The 21400-nt window shown below is 44.6% G+C and carries 14 protein-coding genes; 9 read left to right on the top strand and 5 right to left on the bottom strand.

The features are described 5' to 3' along the window. Positions 1-61 precede the first annotated feature (61 nt). Both RLO19_RS25485 and RLO19_RS25490 read right to left on the bottom strand, forming a co-directional pair. Complete coding sequence (locus RLO19_RS25485; protein WP_446360194.1) at positions 62-415, bottom strand: hypothetical protein; 354 nt, start codon at positions 413-415, stop codon at positions 62-64. Positions 416-790: 375 nt separating this feature from the next. After that, positions 791-5914, bottom strand: a complete 5124-nt coding sequence (locus RLO19_RS25490) for a Calx-beta domain-containing protein (protein WP_446360195.1) — start codon at positions 5912-5914, stop codon at positions 791-793. A 689-nt stretch (positions 5915-6603) separates the two neighbouring features. Between RLO19_RS25490 and RLO19_RS25495 the strand changes: the two genes are divergently transcribed. After that, on the top strand, positions 6604-8361 hold the full coding sequence (locus RLO19_RS25495; protein WP_446360196.1) for a peroxidase family protein: 1758 nt from the start codon (positions 6604-6606) through the stop codon (positions 8359-8361). A 624-nt stretch (positions 8362-8985) separates the two neighbouring features. Next, positions 8986-9381 (top strand): TerB family tellurite resistance protein, encoded by a 396-nt coding sequence (locus RLO19_RS25500; RefSeq protein WP_446360197.1) that lies wholly within the window; start codon positions 8986-8988, stop codon positions 9379-9381. Between the two features lie 176 nt (positions 9382-9557). Here RLO19_RS25500 and RLO19_RS25505 read toward each other — a convergent pair whose 3' ends face one another. Further along, positions 9558-10481: a Sll0314/Alr1548 family TPR repeat-containing protein gene (locus tag RLO19_RS25505; protein WP_446360198.1), complete on the bottom strand. Its 924-nt coding sequence runs from the start codon at positions 10479-10481 to the stop codon at positions 9558-9560. 127 nt (positions 10482-10608) lie between these two features. On the opposite strand from RLO19_RS25505, the gene RLO19_RS25510 reads away from it, so the two are divergent. From RLO19_RS25510 to rpiA, 4 genes are all read left to right on the top strand, one after another. Next, positions 10609-11277: an ABC transporter ATP-binding protein gene (locus tag RLO19_RS25510; RefSeq protein WP_446360199.1), complete on the top strand. Its 669-nt coding sequence runs from the start codon at positions 10609-10611 to the stop codon at positions 11275-11277. 36 nt (positions 11278-11313) lie between these two features. Beyond that, on the top strand, positions 11314-12003 hold the full coding sequence (gene rsmG / locus RLO19_RS25515; protein WP_446360200.1) for a 16S rRNA (guanine(527)-N(7))-methyltransferase RsmG: 690 nt from the start codon (positions 11314-11316) through the stop codon (positions 12001-12003). A 380-nt stretch (positions 12004-12383) separates the two neighbouring features. Then, positions 12384-12839: an RNA recognition motif domain-containing protein gene (locus tag RLO19_RS25520; protein ID WP_446360201.1), complete on the top strand. Its 456-nt coding sequence runs from the start codon at positions 12384-12386 to the stop codon at positions 12837-12839. Between the two features lie 281 nt (positions 12840-13120). Beyond that, complete coding sequence (rpiA, locus tag RLO19_RS25525; protein ID WP_446339256.1) at positions 13121-13831, top strand: ribose-5-phosphate isomerase RpiA; 711 nt, start codon at positions 13121-13123, stop codon at positions 13829-13831. 109 nt (positions 13832-13940) lie between these two features. Here the strand turns inward: rpiA and RLO19_RS25530 are convergent, their stop codons facing one another. Both RLO19_RS25530 and RLO19_RS25535 read right to left on the bottom strand, forming a co-directional pair. Beyond that, positions 13941-16835, bottom strand: a complete 2895-nt coding sequence (locus RLO19_RS25530) for a GAF domain-containing sensor histidine kinase (protein ID WP_446360202.1) — start codon at positions 16833-16835, stop codon at positions 13941-13943. Between the two features lie 196 nt (positions 16836-17031). After that, positions 17032-18393, bottom strand: coding sequence for an RNA-guided endonuclease InsQ/TnpB family protein (locus RLO19_RS25535; protein WP_446360203.1), 1362 nt, complete (start codon positions 18391-18393; stop codon positions 17032-17034). 41 nt (positions 18394-18434) lie between these two features. On the opposite strand from RLO19_RS25535, the gene RLO19_RS25540 reads away from it, so the two are divergent. The 3 genes from RLO19_RS25540 (at position 18435) to RLO19_RS25550 (ending at position 21340) form a co-directional block, all read left to right on the top strand. Continuing rightward, positions 18435-18566, top strand: a complete 132-nt coding sequence (locus RLO19_RS25540) for a hypothetical protein (RefSeq protein ID WP_446360204.1) — start codon at positions 18435-18437, stop codon at positions 18564-18566. A 297-nt stretch (positions 18567-18863) separates the two neighbouring features. Next, the gene (locus RLO19_RS25545; RefSeq protein WP_446360211.1) at positions 18864-20312 is read left to right on the top strand and encodes an efflux RND transporter periplasmic adaptor subunit; all 1449 of its coding nucleotides are present in this window, start codon (positions 18864-18866) and stop codon (positions 20310-20312) included. 143 nt (positions 20313-20455) lie between these two features. After that, positions 20456-21340: an Rpn family recombination-promoting nuclease/putative transposase gene (locus tag RLO19_RS25550; protein ID WP_446360205.1), complete on the top strand. Its 885-nt coding sequence runs from the start codon at positions 20456-20458 to the stop codon at positions 21338-21340. The last annotated feature ends 60 nt before the right edge of the window (positions 21341-21400 follow it).

A 21400-nucleotide genomic window follows, 5' to 3' on the forward strand; every position in this document is an offset into this window, starting at 1 on the left:
TCGGCACTTTAGTGCTAGAAGCGCTAAAGCGCTGACTACAAACTTAAGATGATTTGCTATTCTAAATGAAACTGAAGGCGGAACTCTCTAAACTTAGAGAAGAAACATTATGAACAATACCGATTAATTCATCGGATGTTCCCAAATTCTGGTAGATTCCAGTTCCTTCTGGTAAACTGCCAGAGGTTGCCATTAACTGATATTCAGCGGCATGTCCTGCCAGTTGAATGACATCTTGATTTGCCACAAAATCCATAATCAAGGCGTAATCATCCACCCCATTGTCAGCGTATAATGCCCCTGTCCCATCTCCTAAGATAAAGGTATCGACATTGGCAGTTCCGGTGAGAGTATCTACCTCTCCGACAACCGGATCAGTTCCGGTAATCTCGTCTGTTGCATTCTGTTCGTACACTCGAATATTACGGAACTGACTTGCTGCATTGGGATTTTTTACCGAAAAATTGGGTCTAAAGCCTCGTCCTTAAAGGACGACTTTGTGTTAAAATTCACTTAGAGGAAAGGGTGTTAAACCTCTATAAAAACCTGGGTCTGAGAGGCATCGCACCTTGAAAACTAGGCTTAGAGGGTTCTGTACAGAAAGGCTTGTACAGGTAAAAAGTCTAAGCACCAAGTACCAGAAAACACATTTTTTCTTGTTTTCAATAGTACGGTAGGGCATATCGTAACTAGCTTCTGCAATGGGGCAAAACGCTTCTGGAGAGATGCTCCTCTGGTATGAAATAGGACCCCTGTTTCATAGTAAGAGTGCTCGATGAAAGAAGAATCCTCACGCCTTTAGGCTGAGGAGTGTCAAATCATGGTCATTTCCCAATACCAAGTAATTCATCTGACCCGTAAAGAAATCGCCAACCCGGATTTGATAGGATTGCCATTCTCCAGGGGTATCACTGTAATTATTGAAGTCTTTGATGCCCCAGGATTGAGTGCCGTAGAGTTTAAAGAACTGTTTGTAACTGAAACTATCATCGGTATCAAAGCCAATGCCTTGAATTTCTCCTTCGGCTGTACTCTTGAAATCAAACTCTAAGATTGTATCGGCGGTAATCGTGTAATCGAGTCCTAACTTCTTCCAACCATTTCCCTCAAGTTGTACTTCACGGCTATCCTCAGAAAGGGTAACTTTCGCTCTTTTATCTTGATTCCCAGCATAGGAATCCAGGGTGTAGGTATCGGTTATTCCATTCGCCGTTACCGCTAATTCCGGGTCATAGAGTTTGATATTGCGGAATTGACTGGATGCGGTAGGATTTTTTACATCATGATCATTGGCAAAGAAAAGGTAGTCCATTTCCCCCGTGAAGAAATTCCCCACGTCAATGCGATAGGACTTCCATTCGCCAGCGCTATCGGCATAATTATTAAAGGTGTTAATTCCCCAGCCTTGAGTGCCATAGAGTTTAAAGAACTGTTTGGAACTGAGACTATCATCGGTATCAAAGCCAATGCCCTGAATGTCACCTTCGGCTGTACTCTTGAAGTCAAATTCCAGGATAGTACCTTTGTTAATCGTGCCGTTGAGGGCTAATTTTTTCCAGCCATTGCCTGTAATTCCGACTTCATTGCCATCCCAGGTAAAGTTAACAAGGGGGTTTTTATCTTGGTTTCCACCATAGGAGGTTAAGGCGTAACTGTTGGTTAGTTCATTGGTGGTGATGTTTAATTCCGTGGGGAAATCATCTTTAACAATTGTTGCCAAACCTTGAGTATTATCTAAGGTAGCGTTATTGGCATTACTCAGATTCAAGGCGAAGGTTTCATCATCCTCAAATGCTGTATCCCCCAGAATGTCAACATTTACCGTTTGACTGGTTTGACCAGGGGCAAAGGTTAGTGTACCATTAATTGCCGTGTAATCGCTAGCAGCCGTGGCGCTATTATCGGCGGTGCTATAGTCTACGGTAACAGTTTCGTGAAAGGCTTGGGAAAGGTTAACGGTAAATTCAGCCGTGGTGATGCCACTGTTTCCTTCGGTGAGGCTGATATTCTCGATTGAGAGAGTCGGGAAGTCATTATTCTCAATCGTAACTGTTCCTTGATTATCCGCGATCGCACCATGACTGGGGTTGCTGAGATTCAGGATGAAGGTTTCATCGGTTTCTATGTCGGTATCCCCGATAATCGGAATCGCGACGGTTTGACTGGTTACACCCGGGAAAAAGGCTAGGGTTCCGCTGGTGGCAAAATAATCTTTACCTGCGATCGCACTCTCATCTGAGGTACTGTAATCTACAGTAACCACCTCACTGTAGGCATCAGCTAGGCTAACGGTAAAGTTGGCATATTTGCTGCCATTATCTCCTTCAATAACGGTGACATCATCTACCGTAATCCTGGGGGGTACAACCAAACGGTTGATAAAATCAACGTCTCTTACCCTCTCACCGTTACGAAGGGTAACCGTATGGGTACCAGGAATTTCGCCATAGTTACCAACTCCAATCTTAATATTGTATCCGCCACTGCTATTACCAAAACCACTATTCGGGATAGCTGGATTGTACCGATTGCCCTGACTACTAACACCGATATAGTAAGTACCCGGAGTAGATGCAGTAAAGTCGAGATAAGGATCTCCACTAAACCTTGTTTCTCCGGGTGCTAAATTATTGTTACTAGAAGCAACTTCTCTGCCCATGAAATCAAATAACCGTAATTCGGCGTCTAACTTGGAACCGACTGTCTGGGCATCAATATCAATCGTGATCCGTTCTCGGCGAGAGAGTTCCACCTTATAGAAGTCTACATCCGAACCGGGAATAAAATTAGGGTTGTAGGGATTCCCATTGTCACCAATTATCCCCGTATCAGTAAAAACACCCGGAGTTACGGAACTCAATCCAGTTGCGATCGCCTGAGATAAGCTATCATTGGGTTCATTGGCTCCCCGGTGATCCTCCACGGCAATATTTACAGCATAAACCCCTGTATCATTCCCATTGGTGTAACTACTGCCACTGCCTAAAACAAACGGATCATAATAAGTATTACTCGCGCTACTAATCCCCACATAATAGGTATCGCTGCGGTTGGCTGTAAACTCGATATAGGGTTCCCAAATCCCAGACTCACCAGGCGCTGAATCATGGATACTTAATGCCACTTCCTGTCCGTTAGAATCAAATAGTCGTAGTGCAGCATCAAAATTCGACTCAAACTTCTGGGCATCCAAATCAATGGTTACCCGTTGCCCTTGATTAAGCTGAAACGCAATTAAATCCACATCTGCACCCGGATTAACGGCGGGGTTATCGCCAATCACCCCCATATCCGTAAACGTACCCGGATTCGTGCGACTTAAGCCACTATAAACGGCTTGCGCGATCGTATCATTGGATTCATCATTGAGACTGTTAAGCCCGTAGTAAAACCCATCACCCCCCAAAGCAGAAACATCGTAGGGTAAGGGAATTGTACGTTGGACATTCCCGTTGTTGTCAAGGACATCCAGCTTTCGACTTCCCCTGAAAGGATTAACAACTATTTCCCCATTAACAAAAGCAATCCCAGTATTATCCGTCGTTCTCGTAAAAAAAGTATCGGCAATTAATCCTGTCGTCGGATCAATCGCGAAGAGTTTATCATTTCCATTTGTGATCAGTAATTGATCGGGATTTTTCCTTGCGCCCAGTCCACCAACTCTCGTTATAGTGGGATTGAGTCGGTCAATATCGAGGATATTTGTAACTTGATCGCTAATTGAGTCGAACTCGATAATGTCTTTGCGTTGGTAATCTAATAGATACACCTTACTTCCCAGGACAGCCAAACCATCAATAGGGCTACTTCCGGTAAGAATCCGATCGAAATCTATCACCTCTCCCGTATCTGGATTCAGTTCCCACAGACTATTTGAACCATCGCTAAAGAACACACTTTTGCCGTTATAGGCAAGTCCACTAAATCTACCATTTACCCCCGTTGGTGTCGCAAAACGGTTAATTTCTTCCCCCGTCAGCGGATTTAACTCCACAATTTGATTTGACCCATCCAGGGGTGTAGCAAACAGTCGTTCACCTCCATGGCTAACTGGTTCATCTGGAGCATCTCCCACCGTTAATTCCAGGTTGTAGCCACCACGACTGTAACCATAACCATAATCCATTGTTCCCAAAAATGGATCATAGTAATTGCCGGCATTACTGACACCAATATAATAGGTATCATCCCTTGGGGCGATAAAATCAATATAGGGATCTCGACTCGAGTAAGTTTCTCCGGGTGCTGACCGATTTCTGTTAGAAAACACCTGATGACCCTGGGAGTCAAATAATCGCAATTCAGCATCAAGATCAGAGCCAAACTGTTCTGCATCAATATCAATCCGAACCCATTCACCCTGATTAAGTTGAACTTTATAGAAGTCCACATCTGACCGACGTGGGTTATTATTCGACCCAGGCGGGTTATTAATATCGTCGTCAATAAAGCCTGTCTCTTTAAACGTACCCGGATTAGCCGAACTTAACCCAGTTGCGATCGCCTGGTAAATGGTATCATTAGGTTCATTCAGTTCCTTATCTTGATCCAGAGCAATTTTTAGGTTATAGCCACCCGTACTATTCCCACTGTCGTACCCATTCCCACTGCCCTGAACTAACGGGTCATAATACTGATTATTATTGCCGCTAATGCCAACATAGTAAGTGCCAGTGGAGGAGGCGATAAAGTCAATGTAGGCGTCTTGATTCCACGGATCACTATAAACCACTTCCTGACCCTGATCATCAAATAAACGCAGGAATGGATCGAGTTTAGAGCCTATATTTTCGGTATCTACATTAATAGTTACCCGTTGTCCTTCGTCCAGTTGAAATGCAATTAGATCGACATCTAACCAAGAATCAATCTGGGAATTATCCCCAATTAAACCACTATCGGCAAAGATAGGATTCGTTTCACTCAATCCACTAACAACGGCATGAGATAGCGTATCATTATATTCCTTCGTTAAACTAGGAAGACTACCCTTAATTCCATCACCCGCCAAGGCAGACACATCGTAGGGTAAGTTAAGCGTGCGCTGTAAGACACCATTGTGATAGAAAATATTAAGTTCTGGGGTATATTCAGAGCCCAGATAAATTTCACCACCAATGACGGCTGCACCTGTATAATCACCTCTATAGTTATTCCAGGTATCCGTGGAAAAGGATTGAATCACTTGACCGGTGGCTGGATCAATCTGGAAAACCTGACGCTGATCTCGATCCGTTGCCCACAAAACATTTAATCCATTATCCCCCGATAGTCCATCCCGTAAATAGACACCGGGATTAATCTGATCGATATCGAGAACATTAGTAACTTCTTCACGAATCGGATCAAATTCGATAATATCACTCGCCCAAGAATCGAGCAGATAAACCTTACTTCCTAAGGTAGCTAAACCGCCAAAGCCACCGCCCCGGTTAACCCAGTAATCATCAATTACCGCCCCCGTATTTGGATCAAGTTCCCATAACTGATTAGACTCATTGGTTAAGAATAATCGTGTTCCATTAAACGCCAAGCCGTTAAATCTACCACCAATCCAAGTTGGCGCTGTAAATCGATAAATTTCTGTACCGGTTAAGGGATTTAACTCAACAATCTGATTGTATCCATCATTGGAAATCGCAAACAGCCGTTCTTTATTGCTGTTCGGGTGAGGAGAAAGTTGTTGCCATCCGGGGAGTACGGTTTGGGCAACTGTATAGATGCCTGATTCTAAACCAAAGAAAGTATATTCCCCATATTCATTGGTTAGAGTTGAGTATTCTCCAACATCAAGTTGACCATTTTGATTCTCGTCTAAGTAAACCGCCCAATCGGCGATTCCGGGTTCAAAACTATCCTGGAATCCATTACTATTCAGATCTTGCCAAACCTTGCCGTTAATCTCAGAGTTCATAAGTGTTAATACCTCCTTGACTGCTATTTTCTAGCTATTACTCATAAGTAAACAGTCTTCTTTATGCAAAAAATGAGTTTTTGTTGCAAACCTTTACAAATTGATGTGGGGGGTTCCCACTGCTGGCGTGTCCACAGGCGGTGACATCGTTAGATTGATGTATGAGGACATCCTATCCTCGTAATCGGAATCTGACGTTTCACGGCAGTAGGGGCTGGTTTGACGACTATCCTTTCTTTGTTAACCCAGATGCGACTAAACCCGCCCCGACCAAATGCGATACCGTCTGTAACGATTACTGCTACAACTAAGACGTTTACACCTGGGGATCTGTGAATTTTTTTATAAATTTTGTAGCAACGGGACTATTATTAAGATTTCGTGAACTCACAACGGAGTTTTTTAAAGTTTTTGTAAAGTTTCCCGGAGTTCAACACCTCTTTACTTATAGATACCCCCTGAGTTATTGTGTAAAGAATTGCAACAAGATCCGATTGTTTGAATAAAAAGGACTGTCCATTTGAGAGTAATATGTAGAACGTTAGCGTTATGTTAGTTGCTACTGTCAGCCTGTCCATCGACAGTGACATCGTTACATTAATGTCTAATGGCTTCCTATCCTAGTAATAGGAAGGGGTGGGGAAATGATTTATCAGTGCATTTATCACAATCAGAGGTGTAATTAAGCTATGATGACTGCTCACAAAATCCGTCACACTCTTCTCACCCTAACCAGTTTTGCTACGTTAGGATTTGCGGTATCCCTACCCGCCCAAGCCATAGAATTTCGGTCGATTGACGGGTCAAACAACAACCTGGATAATCCGAGCTGGGGTCAAGCCGAAATTGAACTGATTCGACTCCTCGAACCCGATTACAGTGATGGGATTTCCGCGCCTGCGGGGGTGAATCGCCCCAACCCTCGCGCTATTAGTAACGCGATCGCAGCTCAATCCGAATCACTCCCCAATCCCTTCCACGCCAGTGATTGGCTATGGCAATGGGGACAATTCATCGATCATGATCTCGACTTGACTGAGCCGCCTGCGGGTGCAGAACCGTTACCCATCATCGTTCCAGAGAATGATTTAACCTTTACCCCTGGATCAATTATCCCCTTCCGCAGAAATGCCGCCGCACCAGGAACAGGTACAGATAGTAATAATCCCCGCCAACAAGTTAACGCGATTACAGCTTATATTGATGGGTCAAGTGTCTATGGATCAGACTTAGAACGGGCGAATTTTTTACGCACGGGAGACGGCGGAAAACTTAAAACCAGTGCCGGGAATCTATTACCCTTCAATACCGAAAATTTGGAGAATGCCAATCCCTTTGGTGTCAACTCTGAGGATTTATTTCTCGCTGGGGATGTGCGGGCAAATGAACAAATTGGCTTAACGGCGGTTCACACCCTGTTTGTGCGGGAACACAATCGGTTAGCCGAGGAAATTGTGGCTGATCCGACAACTCCCGAAAAAGCGGCTAACGCTGGACTTTCTGTAGACGACTATATCTATCAAACCGCCCGTCGGATTGTCAGTGCCCAAATTCAGGCAATTACCTACAATGAGTTTTTGCCTTTACTCTTGGGTGAAGGGGCGATCGATCCCTATAGTCGCTACGATGAAACCGTAAACCCCAGTATCAGCAACGAATTTTCCACCGCCGCCTACCGAGTCGGTCACACGATGCTATCCCCAGAATTGCAACGGATCAACAATGATGGCACATCGGCGGGTAGTATTTCCCTGAGAAATAGTTTCTTTAATCCCCAAGAAATTACCAATAACGGGATTGATTCGTTGCTTTTAGGATTAGCCTCTCAAAAATCGCAAACTATTGATGCATTCATCGTCGATGATGTCCGCAATTTCCTCTTCCCAGCCGGAAGCGGTGGATTGGATTTACCCGCTGTGAATATCCAACGGGGACGAGATCATGGACTCCCCAGTTATAATGCAGCGCGTCGGGGGTTGGGTTTAGGCGGATACACGAGTTTTGATCAAATTACATCCAACGCCGAAATTGCCCAGCGCTTCCGAGATATTTACGGCACAACCGATGGTCAGGATAACATTGATTTAGTCGATTTGTGGATGGGTGGGATTGCCGAAGACGCATATAAAGGCGGGATGGTTGGCGAACTGTTCAATGTAATTATCTCAGATCAATTCCAGCGTTTACAGGATGGCGATCGCTTCTTTTATCTGGCGGATCAGGATCTCCTGAATTTAGTACCAGATATTGGCGATACGACGCTTTCGGATATTATTGTCCGCAATACTAGTATTACCAACATTCAAGATAATGCCTTTATTGTTGCCAAAGATGTACCAGAACCCTCCGCACTATTCGGATTGTTTTTAGTCGGGGTTTTTGGCGGAACTTTAGGGCAATTACGTCAGCGCCAATCCACCAACAAAGGAGATTCCCAATCAATCTAGCGATTCATCCTGGAGGGGCGCATTGACGTCATCCGTGTCAACTTAAGCCAGAAACCCCTCACCCCCAACCCCTCTCCTATTCTGGGGAGAGGGGAGCAACAAAGGTATTATATTCCAGGTTTAGTCACCTACGTTTTTTATCATTAATTGTTCCAATTCCCCTTCTCCCTCCCCCCTTTCAAAGGGGGGCTGGGGGGGATGGAGAAGGGGTTAGGGGATGAGAATGAAACGCTCCCCCTGTATTAGTTTTCGCCTTAAGTTGACACCAATGATTGACGTGCGCCCTGATCAAGGTATCGCATCAGACCAGAAAGTGTGATAAACATCTAATGTAAGGACAACTGTTATGTTTATTGTGATGAAAACATTTTGAGCTAATTTAATACACCCAGACGCCTGTAAACACCTGATAGAACAGGGAGTGAGTCGAGAGGCGTGCGATACGTTCTAAACGAACAGGCTCCGCCAACGCGGGATTGGTGCATAATGCTCTTAGGTACTCCCCAAAACAGCCTTGATCGTATTGACAAAAAAACACTTTAATAGTAAATATATAAAATTAGTCTATCGCCTTGATAGTTTTCCTGGATTTTCTGTTTATTTAAACAAAAAAGGAGACAAAATATGAGCATTGAGAAACAAGTTGTTCCGGCTTCTCAATACATGAAAAAAAACCTGGGAATTTCTGAAGCTCCCTACGAAGCATACCTTAACTATGGATATGTACTGTTAGCTATTGCCGGAGCTGACGGAGAGGTTTCAACAGGCGAGATGAACTGGTTACTGAACCATCAGCGAATGGTTGGCGCTCCAGAAGAACTTATGGAAAAATACAAATCCTTTGACTACAAAAGTGCTAAATTGGAAGAATTACTATCCCATATTACGGTTGATGTTTCTACTTGGTCATCGTCGAGGACATTGTTGTATCACGCCATTCAAATGGCTCGTGCCGATGAAGATTACTCATCTGAAGAGCAAAAAGCTGTAAAAAAAGCCGCTAAACTTTTGAACGTTTAAGATGATATTGCGCTGGCTCTTAATAAATTAGTAGAAATGGAAGAAGCCGCCAATGGATTGCGTAAGGCTCTATTGCGAACTGAAACGTTGAATGCTTGATATTTTGATAGTTGGGTTCCAGGTGGGGCGGATAGTTGATTGACCCCCCACCGTGTAGAGACGTTGTCTCTACATTATTAATTTCCAAGTCTAGCGCGATCGCGTTCCCCCCGACAATCCCGATCGATATTATCAACCTCTTCTTGCGCTTTACATTGCTCGTAGACAATTTGAGCCGTAGAATAATTGGGAAGTTGATCCGATTTTTCTAAGGCTTTTTTAAAGTAGTCTAGCGCTGCTTCCGGTTTATCTTGATGGACTAAAATTTGAGCTTTTAGATATAAGACTTCGGGATTATCCGGCGTCATTGCCAGAGCGCGTTCGACATAATCCATCGCCTGATTATATTTTTTCAAATCTCGATAAGCAACGGCAATCCCCCGATACGTCAGATACTTGGGATAGCCATGAGTTTCTAACTTGTCAATGGCATTAGCGGGGTCAGCAAAGGGGACATTGACAGCTAGCATCAAATCCATGTGACCGGTGAGCAAGTTGAGTTCTGGATCTGTAGCATCAATTGCTCTGGCGGCGTCTAAATATTGAAAGACTTTCTGTAGTTTACTCAGCGCTCTAACCGGACCTTCTTTTTCAAAGTTATAGGTTCCTTCTAAAAAGTGACCGACGGCGGTGTAAAGATTGCCGCGTAGTGGATCAGATGTGATCAGTTGTTCAGCCGTGGTTCGGGTTTTTGTGGCGTAATTATTCAGGGTTTCTAACTCTCGCTCAGTGTACGCGATCGCAGCGAGCATGGCATAGACTAGCGGCTCATTGCCCTCACTCGCTTTAGCTTGCTGGAGGTGATCCTTGGCGGCTTGATAATTGCCCTGTTTGAAAATCGATTCAAATGCTGCTTCCGTATTATCGCCAATATTGCGGGGATTACTGGGACGAAAGGGATCGCCAGCTAAACTCGGAGTCACCCAGAAACCGACAACCATCATCGCTGCACCAGCTAAGGCGTTTACGGTTCGTCGGGGGGTTGGCAACCAATGATTCATGTCTTAACTACAACTAATGTCTGGTAACGTTCGACGTTGGCGGGAATTGGAGGTTCCGTCCGCAATCCTAAGACAATCGATGCCACAATGAAAAAGATCCGACCATCTTTTTGCTTAACGGATTTGGATGCTTTATCTCAAAAATATAACCTATCACCCGCCCGCTACCCCCACCGCTATCTTAAAAGGTCTGACTCTAACACTCGCACCGCAACAACTAGGACTGATTATAGGTCGCAGTGGTTCTGGCAAAACCACTTTATTAGAAATTTTGGCAGGTTTAGCTCAAGCGACATCGGGCGATATATTCTGGGGTGAACAGGAACTGACGCCTGATCACTTGCAACAACTCGCCGGATTGGTGTTTCAGTTTCCTGAACGGCACTTTTGTGGGAGTACGGTGCTAGAGGAATTGCGAATGGGACACCCGGAATTGGGTTCAGAACGGGTTCAGGAAGCTTTAAGTGAAGTTGGACTCGGTGAGATTTCTCTGTATACGTCTCCTCATGCTCTCAGTGGCGGTCAACAGCGACGTTTAGCCTTAGCGGTTCAGTTGATTCGCCAACCAACAGTATTGATGTTAGACGAACCAACAGCCGGACTGGATTGGTCAATGCGCCGCCAGCTAGCAAGTTTGCTCTTAAAACTCAAGTCCCATTGGACTTTACTGGTTGTGACTCACGATGCGAGTGAGTTATTGCAAATTGCTGACTGCTGTTGGACAATCCAACAGGGTGAACTTAACTCCGTTGACCCGGCTAGTCTGGGACAAAAAGCGGTTGTTAGGAGTCATTAGAGAGGGAACAGGGAACAGGGAACGGGGAACAGTCTGATGCACAATACACAATTGCTCCCGGAAATGGTCGAGGTTTGGCAAGAAACCTTAAATTGGCAACCTAATGAAAGTCAACAACGGCAGTTTCAGCGCCTGTATGCTGGGATTTTGGCAGGGAATCGCCAGTTGAATTTAACCCGCATCACCCAACCGGAGGAATTTTGGGAAAAGCATTTATGGGATTCGCTGCGAGGTGTGGTTTCTCTGTTGTCAGGGGAGGAGAAACCGCTGAAAATTATTGATATTGGTACAGGTGCAGGATTTCCGGGATTGCCTGTCGCGATCGCGCTTCCTTTGAGTTCGGTGACGTTACTCGATTCGACGCGCAAAAAAATTACCTTTCTCGATACCCTGATTCCCCAGTTAGCCATCCCTAATGCTACCACTGTACTCGGTCGGGCAGAAAAAGTTGGACAACAACGTCACCATCGCCAACGGTATGATATCGCCCTCGTTCGTGCCGTGAGTTCGGCATCGGCTTGTGCGGACTATGCTCTACCCTTCCTGAAGCCAGGGGGTTTAGGGATTTTGTATCGGGGTCACTGGACAGAGGCCCAAATGGATGACTTGAAGGGGAAAGTGGAACAATTAGGAGGTGCGATCGCATCGGTTGAATCCTTTACCACGCCCCTATCTCATAGCGTCCGCCACTGTTTGTCCTTAAGAGTCATCCCTGATCCGACTTGATTACCCCGACTCGTGAGTCCTCAATCGCTCACATCTGTTAAAAACCCAAATATTTCTGTTATACTAGCTTGCCTGCGGCAATTTGTGTTAGGTTAACAATAGTGTAAATATTCTGTAATAATTAGAGATATAAGCCCAAGCATTAGCTTCAAACCTAATAATTACGACCCGGAGTTCATAAAAGGATCGTAGCTAAACCGTGTAAATGGTCAAAAGAGTTTGATTTTATTACATCAGTCTGTGCTGTTGAGGTTGGTCAGGATCAGTGAAAAAATATCTGGACGTAGCAATAGTTCATCCATTTTCTCGATCCTGAGCTACCCCAATTGCTGGTGTATGCTCATGGATTTGAATTTCAATCACATCTGGAGGTATCTCTCATGTCCGTTCGTCTTTACGTTGGCAACCTGCCTAAAGAACCCGTTGATCGCGATGAACTGCAAGCAATTTTTGCCGAAGCGAGTCCATCGGTTTCCACAAAAGTGATTAAAGATCGCAAAACGGGAAAATGTCGCGGCTTTGGCTTTGTCACCGTTCCCAATGATGAGTTGGCTGAGCAAATTATTGAGCAATTCAACGGTCACGTCTTTAAAGACAGCACCTTGAAAATCGAAAAAGCCCAGCCCAAGTCAAAAAGTGCCAGTGAGGAGGAATCTCGCCCATCTGGAGGTGGTGCTAGTGCTCCTGGACGTCGGGGAGGGGGTAATAAAAAATCCAAACGGAGTTCTTCCCCCTCCCAAACACCCGATTCTGGTTCAGTTCAACCTGACCCCCGGTGGGCGGCTGATTTGGCAAAACTCAAGGAACTTTTGGCGGCACAACCGAATAATTCCTAGAGTTGGTCTGAATCAAAAGCCAAACCCACTTAACTCGAACACAGACAAAGGCGGCGTTAGAAAACCCGCGCTAACCGTAGGACACGGTAAAGGCAGATTATTGTGCTAAAAATTTACCGTGTCTGCCTTTGTTGGCAAATTTCAGGTAACGTTGATCGCTAAATCTCTACCGACAATGATACTCTTACTTTTGGGGTGACCCCTGACATCTGGGCATCGTTAAACCAACGATGAAATATACCCAATCCTGAGTAATTCATAACGAACAAGGAGATTTTAGTATGAGTGCAGAAACTGACCCCGTGAAGCTGATGAAGCAAGAAGTCGGCAAAGCGGCGGCTGAACGGGTGAAATCCGGGACGATTGTTGGCTTAGGTACAGGTTCAACGACCGCTTATGCGATTCAGTATATCGGCGATCGCATCAAAAAAGGTGACCTGAAGGATATTAAGGGGATTCCCACATCATTTCAGGCAGAGGTTTTAGCTAAAGAGCATGGTATTCCCTTAACTAGCTTAGATGCCGTAGACCATATTGATGTTGCCATTGATGGCGCTGATGAAGTTGATCCGCAAAAGAATTTGATCAAAGGCGGTGGTGCGGCGCATACTCGTGAAAAAGTTGTGGATTCTCTAGCCGCTCAATTTATTGTGGTTGTCGATAGTGGTAAGCTGGTTGATCGTCTAGGTTCAACGTTTAAACTGCCTGTAGAAGTTATTCCCATGGCTTATGCACCTGTGATGCGGGCGATTGAGAAATTGGGGGGAAAACCTGAATTACGCATGGGGGTCAAGAAAGCTGGACCCGTGGTAACCGATCAGGGAAATATGGTAATTGATGTTACCTTTGATTCTATTGATAACCCAGGTGAATTAGAAAAGACACTTAATAATATTCCTGGTGTTTTAGAGAATGGTTTATTTGTCGGTGTAGCTAATGTGGTGCTAATCGGTGAAGTGAAAGATGGTAAACCGCTAGTGCGCGAGATGTAATCGGTTATCCCCATACCAGCAAAATTTGTGTGAGTTACCAAGTAGGGGCTTGGTTACCAAGCCCCTACTCCCCATCACCGTAATTATGGGTATTCAACCGGACATAATATCACCTGTTTTCCAACGGAATTTTTACTATAAATTCAGTTCCTTGCTCAGGAGTTGAAGTGCAATAGATTTGCCCTTTGTGTTTTTCCACGACAATCTGATGGCTAATTGATAATCCTAAACCCGTACCGCTACCGACAGGCTTGGTGGTAAAAAATGGGTCAAATATTTTTGGCATAATATCTTCCTTTATACCCGAACCATTGTCGGAAATTCGGATAACAATAAAGTTCTTTTTCGCTTTTCCATCGTCCATGGTTGGTTGTTTGAGTCCAGGATATATCTCAGTAGAGATAGTAATGAATCGTGGTGAAGGTTGGTTTTCCAAAGCATCGATCGCGTTATTCAAAATATTCATAAATACCTGATTCAACTGACTGGCATAACAGGTTACTAAGGGCAATTGACTATAATGTTTAATCACCTGAATCCCTCGGCTATTACCTGCTGTCTTGAATCGGTGCTGTAAGATTACCAGGGTGTTATCAATGCCTTCATGAATATCAACCCGCTTTATTTCTTTTTCATCCAAGCGAGAAAAGTTTCTTAAGGATAGAACAATGGCACGGATGCGATTGGTGCCAACTTCCATCGATTTGAGCAGATTTTGCCAATCGTAGAGTAGAAATTCTAGGTCAATTTCTTCAATAAGTTGTTGAAGTTCTGCTGTGGGAGTGGGATAGGTCTTTTGGTAAGTCTGAATCAGACGAATTAAATCTTGAAAATATTCCTTAGCGTGGGTCAGATTACCATAAATAAAACTGACAGGATTATTGATTTCGTGTGCCACACCTGCAACCATTTGCCCAAGACTGGACATTTTTTCGCTGTGAATTAATTGAGCTTGGGTGCGTTTTAGTTGATTTAAAGTGAGTTCCAAATCTAAGGCTTGTTCTTGTGTCTTTTGCAATAATTGAGCCTGCTGTACGGCGACGCCAAACTGAGTGGCTATCTGCACCACAACACTAATTTCTGATTCTCGCCAAGGGCGAGGACTAGAATTTTGATAAATGGCGAGTAATCCCCAAAGTTTTTGACCACAAAATATAGGCGCATTGATGTAGGCTTTGGCTTGAAATCGTTCCAGGAGATTGATATAACAGGGGGTAAATCCAGCTTGATAAATGTCTGCGACAACTCGATAGGTTACGCCTTGGCTATAAGCACCGCCTTGAGTGTCTTTGAGATAAGTATCTTGTAGCGAGTCATCGGATGGGGGATTGGATACAGAAGGGTTTTCTGAACCATCCCAGGTTTTGATGATACAACGTTCTGATTCTAGAGCATCGGCTTTGAGAGACGGATCATTTTGCTGTTCTGTCGTCAGAGTCACCCAGCCATCCGCCACAGACTCAGCCACAAACTCGCCACTCCAATCGGGATTGAACCGATAGATGGCGACGCGATCGCATCCCAAGACATGGCGCAATTCTTCTGTTGTCGTCGTGAATATTTTGTCAAGATCGAGGGTTTGACGCATCCGTTGTAAGACAGTCGCGATCGCACTCTCCCGCAACGCACTCTCCCGTAAGGCTTCCTCTACCCGTTTGCGCTCAATTGCTGTAGCAATGATATTGGCAATCGTTTGCAAAAAGTAAATATCATCGTCCGTAAATTGGCGTTTCTGGGTAGTATACACCCCTAACACACCAAAGGGTTGGTTTTGACCCGGAATTCTCATACTCATCCCACTGACAACGCCGTGATCCTGGAGTAAAGGTGACCCCTGAAATCGTGTCTCTGTGCGTAAGTCTGTGACAATAATTGGTTCCCTACAGAGCAAAGTATAACCCGCTTGAGACTCTTTTTCACTTCTCACCCTGGCTTGACCAACTAATCCCCTTTTCCAACCGAATCCTGCTAGAAGAAGTAACTCCTCTCCATTCGGTAAACATTCCATAATTTGGCAATAGTCTACATTCAAAGTTTTGGCAATCAGGGTAACTGTCCAATCCATTAAGATGGATAAATCTGCCTCAATTAATGCCTCTTGACCCAGTTGCGCGATCGCGGCTTCTTGGCGTTGACGAATTTGCCAGGATGCTTCAGCTTGTTTTCGCCCGGTGATATCACTCACCCGTACCAAATGCATTTTCTGACCTGCTACATCAATTGCTCGAACCGCCAAGTTTCCCCAAAATACCTTACCTTTTTTACTAATATATTCTAACTCTTGATGCCAATATCCGTACTGCTTCACTTCATGGGCGATAGAATGGAGTTTTTCAGCCGTAAACCTTTCTTTCTGTAGGAGATGTCCCTCTGTATTAAGTAACTCTTGCTTGTGTTTGGCTTCAAAGAGTTCCACGGCACGGCGATTACAATCTAAAATTAAAAGGGTTTCTGCATCAACTAGAAATATTGCATCAGCCGATTCATTAAATATGTATTTAAATAAATCTTGAACACGAGAGTCTTCTTGGGCTTTAGTAGCCGAATGGGAGATTAGCATAGTTATCCAAGGGGCGATCAGAATGACTATCCCTGTCGTACTCACGAATAGTCCTAGACATAAAATAATCGTCGTGGATCTGTTAATATTTTTAGGCTGGAGAAACTTGTTAATTTTAGCTAAATTTAACTGACTATAAGCATTGCCGAGAAAATTTGGGAGGGTCGGGTCTACTCTATAGGGCTGTATATTGGGTCTACTGGGTAAATTGCTCTGACTGAGATAAATGGCATTCACAGGGATAGGATGAATCAGAGCAGGAGTAGCTGAGTCAGTAGGGAGGATCGGCTGGACGCGATCGCGAGTGTCATGATGTAATTGAGAAGCCACTTCATTGACGGTTTGTCCATTGCTGAAAGCCACATATCCCACTAACCCTACTATCGCGGCAATTGGCACGACAAAGGGGATAATCAAGATGGTTTCCAGAGACGTTTGTCTCAAATCCTGGCAAATGAGGTGGTAAAGTATTCTAATACACATAAGAAGTGCAGATGCGAGCAAAACCACACTTCAGATTAACATTCCTGATTAGGGTCAGGTAGTATTGCGCGAATGCAGTAGCCATCAGCAGCAGACATGGTAACCGAGTATCTGAATCAAAAGTATTTCAGTATAGTGACATCCTCCTACACCGACCCTAAGTGGGTACGGTGTAGGCTTCCTTTGTCGTAACCTTACGGTTGCGCTTTCGGCGTTTTATAGTGGGGAATATGCCCAGCCCCACTTTCTTGATATTGATTGCTGCGTTCCAGTCCCGATCCAAGACAAATCCGCATAAGCATTTATGGATTCGTACTGATAAATCTTTTTCTTGGTAGCGATCGCAACAAGAACATACTTGACTTGTATGATGAGGTTTCACCTTCACCACCGACTTACCAGCTTTCGCAGCTTTGTAAGTGAGAATTGAAAGAAATTGACCCCACCCAGCATCATTGATTGATTTATTTAAACCCGACTTTGCACTTTGACCATTTGGTAGATATTTTCCATGTTTGTCCTGTTTGGGTTTGTTTTTCCGTGATAAGTTCCCCGGCTTGATGTCCTCAACAAAGAACACTTTCTCATTTCGGCTCACCAATCGTGTTGCTGACTCATAGTGGAATTGTTTACGCTTGCGCTGCAACTTTTGGTGATACTTGGATATTTTCTTGGCTAGCTTCCGCCGCGATGCCGACTTATGCGGTTTTCTATCTTTGCGATTAGCTAACTTCACCAACTTTGCCTCAGACTGGCGGTAATGCTGCTGAATCGGCTCCACCTCTCCGTCCGAGGCTGTCCAGAATTTTTCGAGTCCTACGTCCAACCCAAGGGAGTTATCCTCCATTGCCTCTATCTTTGGTGGCTTGAGGCTAGGTACACTCTTGTCCTCCAATGTTAAAGTCACGTACCAGCCGTCTGCCCGATGTGAAACCAACGCTGCCTTAATCGTGAACCCTTCTGGGATTGGACGATGGTAGATAAGCTTGACCTGACCCAATGCAGGCAGGTTGACATAGGCAATATCTCGTCGTGTGCCACCGTTTTGGGTCCGATGAGGGTTAGCAGTAACACTCAAGCAGTCCGACTTCAACTGCGGGATTGAAAACGTCCGGTATCGCCTCACTGATTTAAAGCGAGGTTTTCCGCTTCGCTTCCCATTTAAATCACCTTTAATGAAACGATTAAATGTATCTTCTACCCGTTTAATTGCCTCTTGGATGACTTGGGAGTGAACTCCTTCGTATAGGTATTTATGAGACTCCCGTGACCAATGGGTTGCCCGTTTCTGGGAATAGTAAGTCGGCTGATCTTTCAGTTGTGGTAAATGGGTGATACAAATTGAGCAAGCATTGACTGGAGTCCTATTGCACTCCCACCAGTTAAACCGTTCCTCCAGCATCAGATTGTGTATTCGACACAACTTGTACAACCAATCATTTAGCTGATTTAACTGTTCCTTGCTTGGTACTATCCGATACTGATAGTTTAACTTAAATCTGTCTTGGCTTCGCTTCAATAAAGTATCACCTCCTTGACTATAATTGTACTACCTTGGTCATGAATATTCAGAACAAAAAGGAAACAACTTTCCAAGGGAATGCAATTCATCCCACGCCTCCCTATCGGGTAGGACGTGGGATGAATTGCCGAATCAGCAAAATCACTCAATTGGATAACTCCAATGGGTGATGTGTACATGAGTACTCCTGCCCTATCTTAAAGAAAGGTTATATCTATCCCAACCCCAGCCTCCCCCCAAGAGGGTATCTATCCGTACTTTTTCCCTCCTGAACAGAATTTTCGGATTTCCCCCAATCAACCGCCTGGTCAAGAGTGCGCTACAATGTAAAGTAGTGTTAAGGAAAGTCACCCGATATTCATTAACTTATCTTTACAAAACTAGCGACCTCGAGCCGTAAAAGAGGAATAACCGTGACTCAGACAGCCCCAAATCCCAACCAGAAAACCCAATTAAATCCTTCTCCTATCCCTAAACCTGCCGAACTCAAACAGGATGTCGATGTCGTCTTCTATGTCCCTGACGCTGAACCTGACCCCTTTGAGCAGGATGCAGATGGCTATGTCGTACCTGAAACTCACAAATCTAACCCGGGTTGGCTATCTGGAGGAAAGGGGCTGTTTTTAGGCATCGGCATTGGTGTCCTCTTAGCCTTAGGGGCTACCCGTTTAGTTTCTTCTCAACAGTCACAGGCACCCACAGCAGCACCTCCTGTCGCCACCTCATCTGCCCCTAGTCAAAGCGTAACCGTAGCCCAGGTAGCATCAGAAAGCGTCAGCCGCAGCTTAGACGCCACAGGAAGCGTTGCTGCTTTTGAGATGAGTCCAGTTATGTCTAAGGCGACAGGCTTACAGATTCAACAGGTACTAGTAGAACAAGGGCAGGTTGTCAAAGCAGGACAATTATTAGCCCGTCTTGATGATTCGGTGCTTCAGGCACAATTAAATCAAGCCCAAGCCTCCGTTGCTCAAGCCGAAGCCCGCCTCGCGGAACTTCGGGCAGGTTCCCGTAGCGAAGAAATTGCCCGTGCCAAAGAAGCCGTCAGCAGCGCTGAATCTGCCGTTACCGCCGCCGAGTCAGACTTAGAATTAGCCAGAACACGGGTTGAGCGCAATAAAATACTCCAATCTGAAGGTGCCATCGCCCGCGATCGCTTAGATGAAGTCTACAATCAAGAACGCAGCACCCGTTCCCAACTCGAACAGGCACAAGCCCGGTTACGAGAAGCAAAGCAGCAACTTGCCCAGCTCGAAGCAGGACCTAGGCGGGAAGTAATTACCCAAGCCGAAGCCCAACTAGCACAGGCACAGGCACAAGTGCAATCCACCATGGCACAACTCAACAACACGCGAGTCGTTGCCCCCGTCAGTGGTAAAATCGCCGAACGCGATGCCCGTGTGGGAGATGTCACCTCCTCCTCCCAAACTCTATTCAAAATAATCGAAAATGGACGCCTAGAACTGGTTGCCAAGGTTCCCGAAACTCAACTTCCCCAAATTCGTCCGGGACAATCAGTGATCATTACCTCAAACGCCGATAGTAGCTTAAAACTATCGGGCAAGGTTCGGGAAATTGACCCGATGGTGGATGAAGCCTCCCGTCAGGCGAAGGTGAAGATCGATTTACCCGCCTCAGCCTCATTAAAACCAGGCATGTTTTTACGGGCATCGATTACCACCTCAGCCTCCCAAGGGCTAACCCTACCCGCCAAAGCGATACTGCCCCAAAGTGACGGCAGTGCGCGAGCCTATATCCTGCAACCCGATAACACCGTCAAAGCCCAGCCTGTTGAGGTGGGAGAACCCCTCGGTGATAATCGTGTTGAAATTAAAAGTGGGTTGTCTCCTCGCGATCGCGTCGTGGTTAAAGGTGCCGCTTATCTCAAAGATGGCGATAAAGTTAATGTTGTCAACTGATTGAGTCAATAGTCCAAAACAAGTACGGGAGAACATTCTCATCCCGTAACCATCCCATTACTCTATTTTTAGACTAAATCCAAAGCGGAGTTTGGGTTATACTCAACCTAGGAGGACTAAGCTGTTTTTCCTTAACACTACTCATGAGATTTATTAGTCCCAAAACTGACTTTGCCTTTAAGAAAATTTTTGGCTCAAACCGCAGTAAGAAAATCCTGATCAGCTTTCTTAACGCTATGGTTTATGAAGGCAAAAACACCATAAAATCATTAGAAATAATCGATCCCTATAATCCGGGTAGTACCAGCACGCTTAAAGATACTTATCTCGATGTTCGGGCAGTTTTAGATAATGGCTCTACAGTAATCATCGAAATGCAAGTCTTAAACGTTGAAGCCTTCGAGAAACGAGTAATTTACAATATTGCCAAGGCTTATGCGAACCAATTAGATATGGGAGAACAGTATACAACCTTACGACCATTTATTGCTTTGAGTATTGCTGATTTTTTGCTATTTAAAAATAGCTCACAAATGATTAATCGGTTTCGACTCAAGGAAGAAAAACAGCTATTTAACTATCGAGACGAGTTAACATTGATTTTTATAGAGTTACCAAAATTTAATAAAGAACTATCAGAATTAGAAACCCTTAGCGATAAATGGATTTATTTTCTCAAAGCTGCCCCCAGTTTAGAGATGATTCCCGAATCCCTAGGGGCAGTACCGGAAATAGAAGAAGCGTTAACTATTGCCAGTCGTGCTAATTTAAGTCATCAAGAATTAGAGGAGTTGCACAAGCAGGAAGTATTTATCGGCGATAGGAAGGGTGAAATTGCTCTGGCAAAAATTGAGCAGAATTTAAAATTTATTTCCCTGGTAATCGAACAGAAATTCGGAGCAGTTAATCCAGAACTAATGACGACTATAGAAAAATTATCTTTGTCAGAATTAGAGCGTTTGATTGAGACGATTTTGACGTTTCAAGCCATGGAAGACTTGGAACGTTGGTTAGATAATTTTAGATAATTAATTACAATTATAATTACACTCACCCTAAACCTGATAGCGCTCGCAGCGCAACTACAA

Origin of the sequence: Coleofasciculus sp. G2-EDA-02 (assembly GCF_040226375.1) — a bacterium.
Classification (GTDB): domain Bacteria; phylum Cyanobacteriota; class Cyanobacteriia; order Cyanobacteriales; family Coleofasciculaceae; genus Coleofasciculus.

Excerpts from the sequence above, each read along its gene's own strand:
- RLO19_RS25490 (WP_446360195.1), bottom strand. The coding sequence starts at position 5,914 with ATGAACTCTGAGATTAACGGCAAGGTTTGGCAAGATCTGAATAGTAAT.
- RLO19_RS25495 (WP_446360196.1), top strand. The coding sequence starts at position 6,604 with ATGATGACTGCTCACAAAATCCGTCACACTCTTCTCACCCTAACCAGT.
- RLO19_RS25500 (WP_446360197.1), top strand. The coding sequence starts at position 8,986 with ATGAGCATTGAGAAACAAGTTGTTCCGGCTTCTCAATACATGAAAAAA.
- RLO19_RS25505 (WP_446360198.1), bottom strand. The coding sequence starts at position 10,481 with ATGAATCATTGGTTGCCAACCCCCCGACGAACCGTAAACGCCTTAGCT.
- RLO19_RS25510 (WP_446360199.1), top strand. The coding sequence starts at position 10,609 with ATGCTTTATCTCAAAAATATAACCTATCACCCGCCCGCTACCCCCACC.
- rsmG (WP_446360200.1), top strand. The coding sequence starts at position 11,314 with ATGCACAATACACAATTGCTCCCGGAAATGGTCGAGGTTTGGCAAGAA.
- RLO19_RS25520 (WP_446360201.1), top strand. The coding sequence starts at position 12,384 with ATGTCCGTTCGTCTTTACGTTGGCAACCTGCCTAAAGAACCCGTTGAT.
- rpiA (WP_446339256.1), top strand. The coding sequence starts at position 13,121 with ATGAGTGCAGAAACTGACCCCGTGAAGCTGATGAAGCAAGAAGTCGGC.
- RLO19_RS25540 (WP_446360204.1), top strand. The coding sequence starts at position 18,435 with ATGAATATTCAGAACAAAAAGGAAACAACTTTCCAAGGGAATGCAATT.
- RLO19_RS25550 (WP_446360205.1), top strand. The coding sequence starts at position 20,456 with ATGAGATTTATTAGTCCCAAAACTGACTTTGCCTTTAAGAAAATTTTT.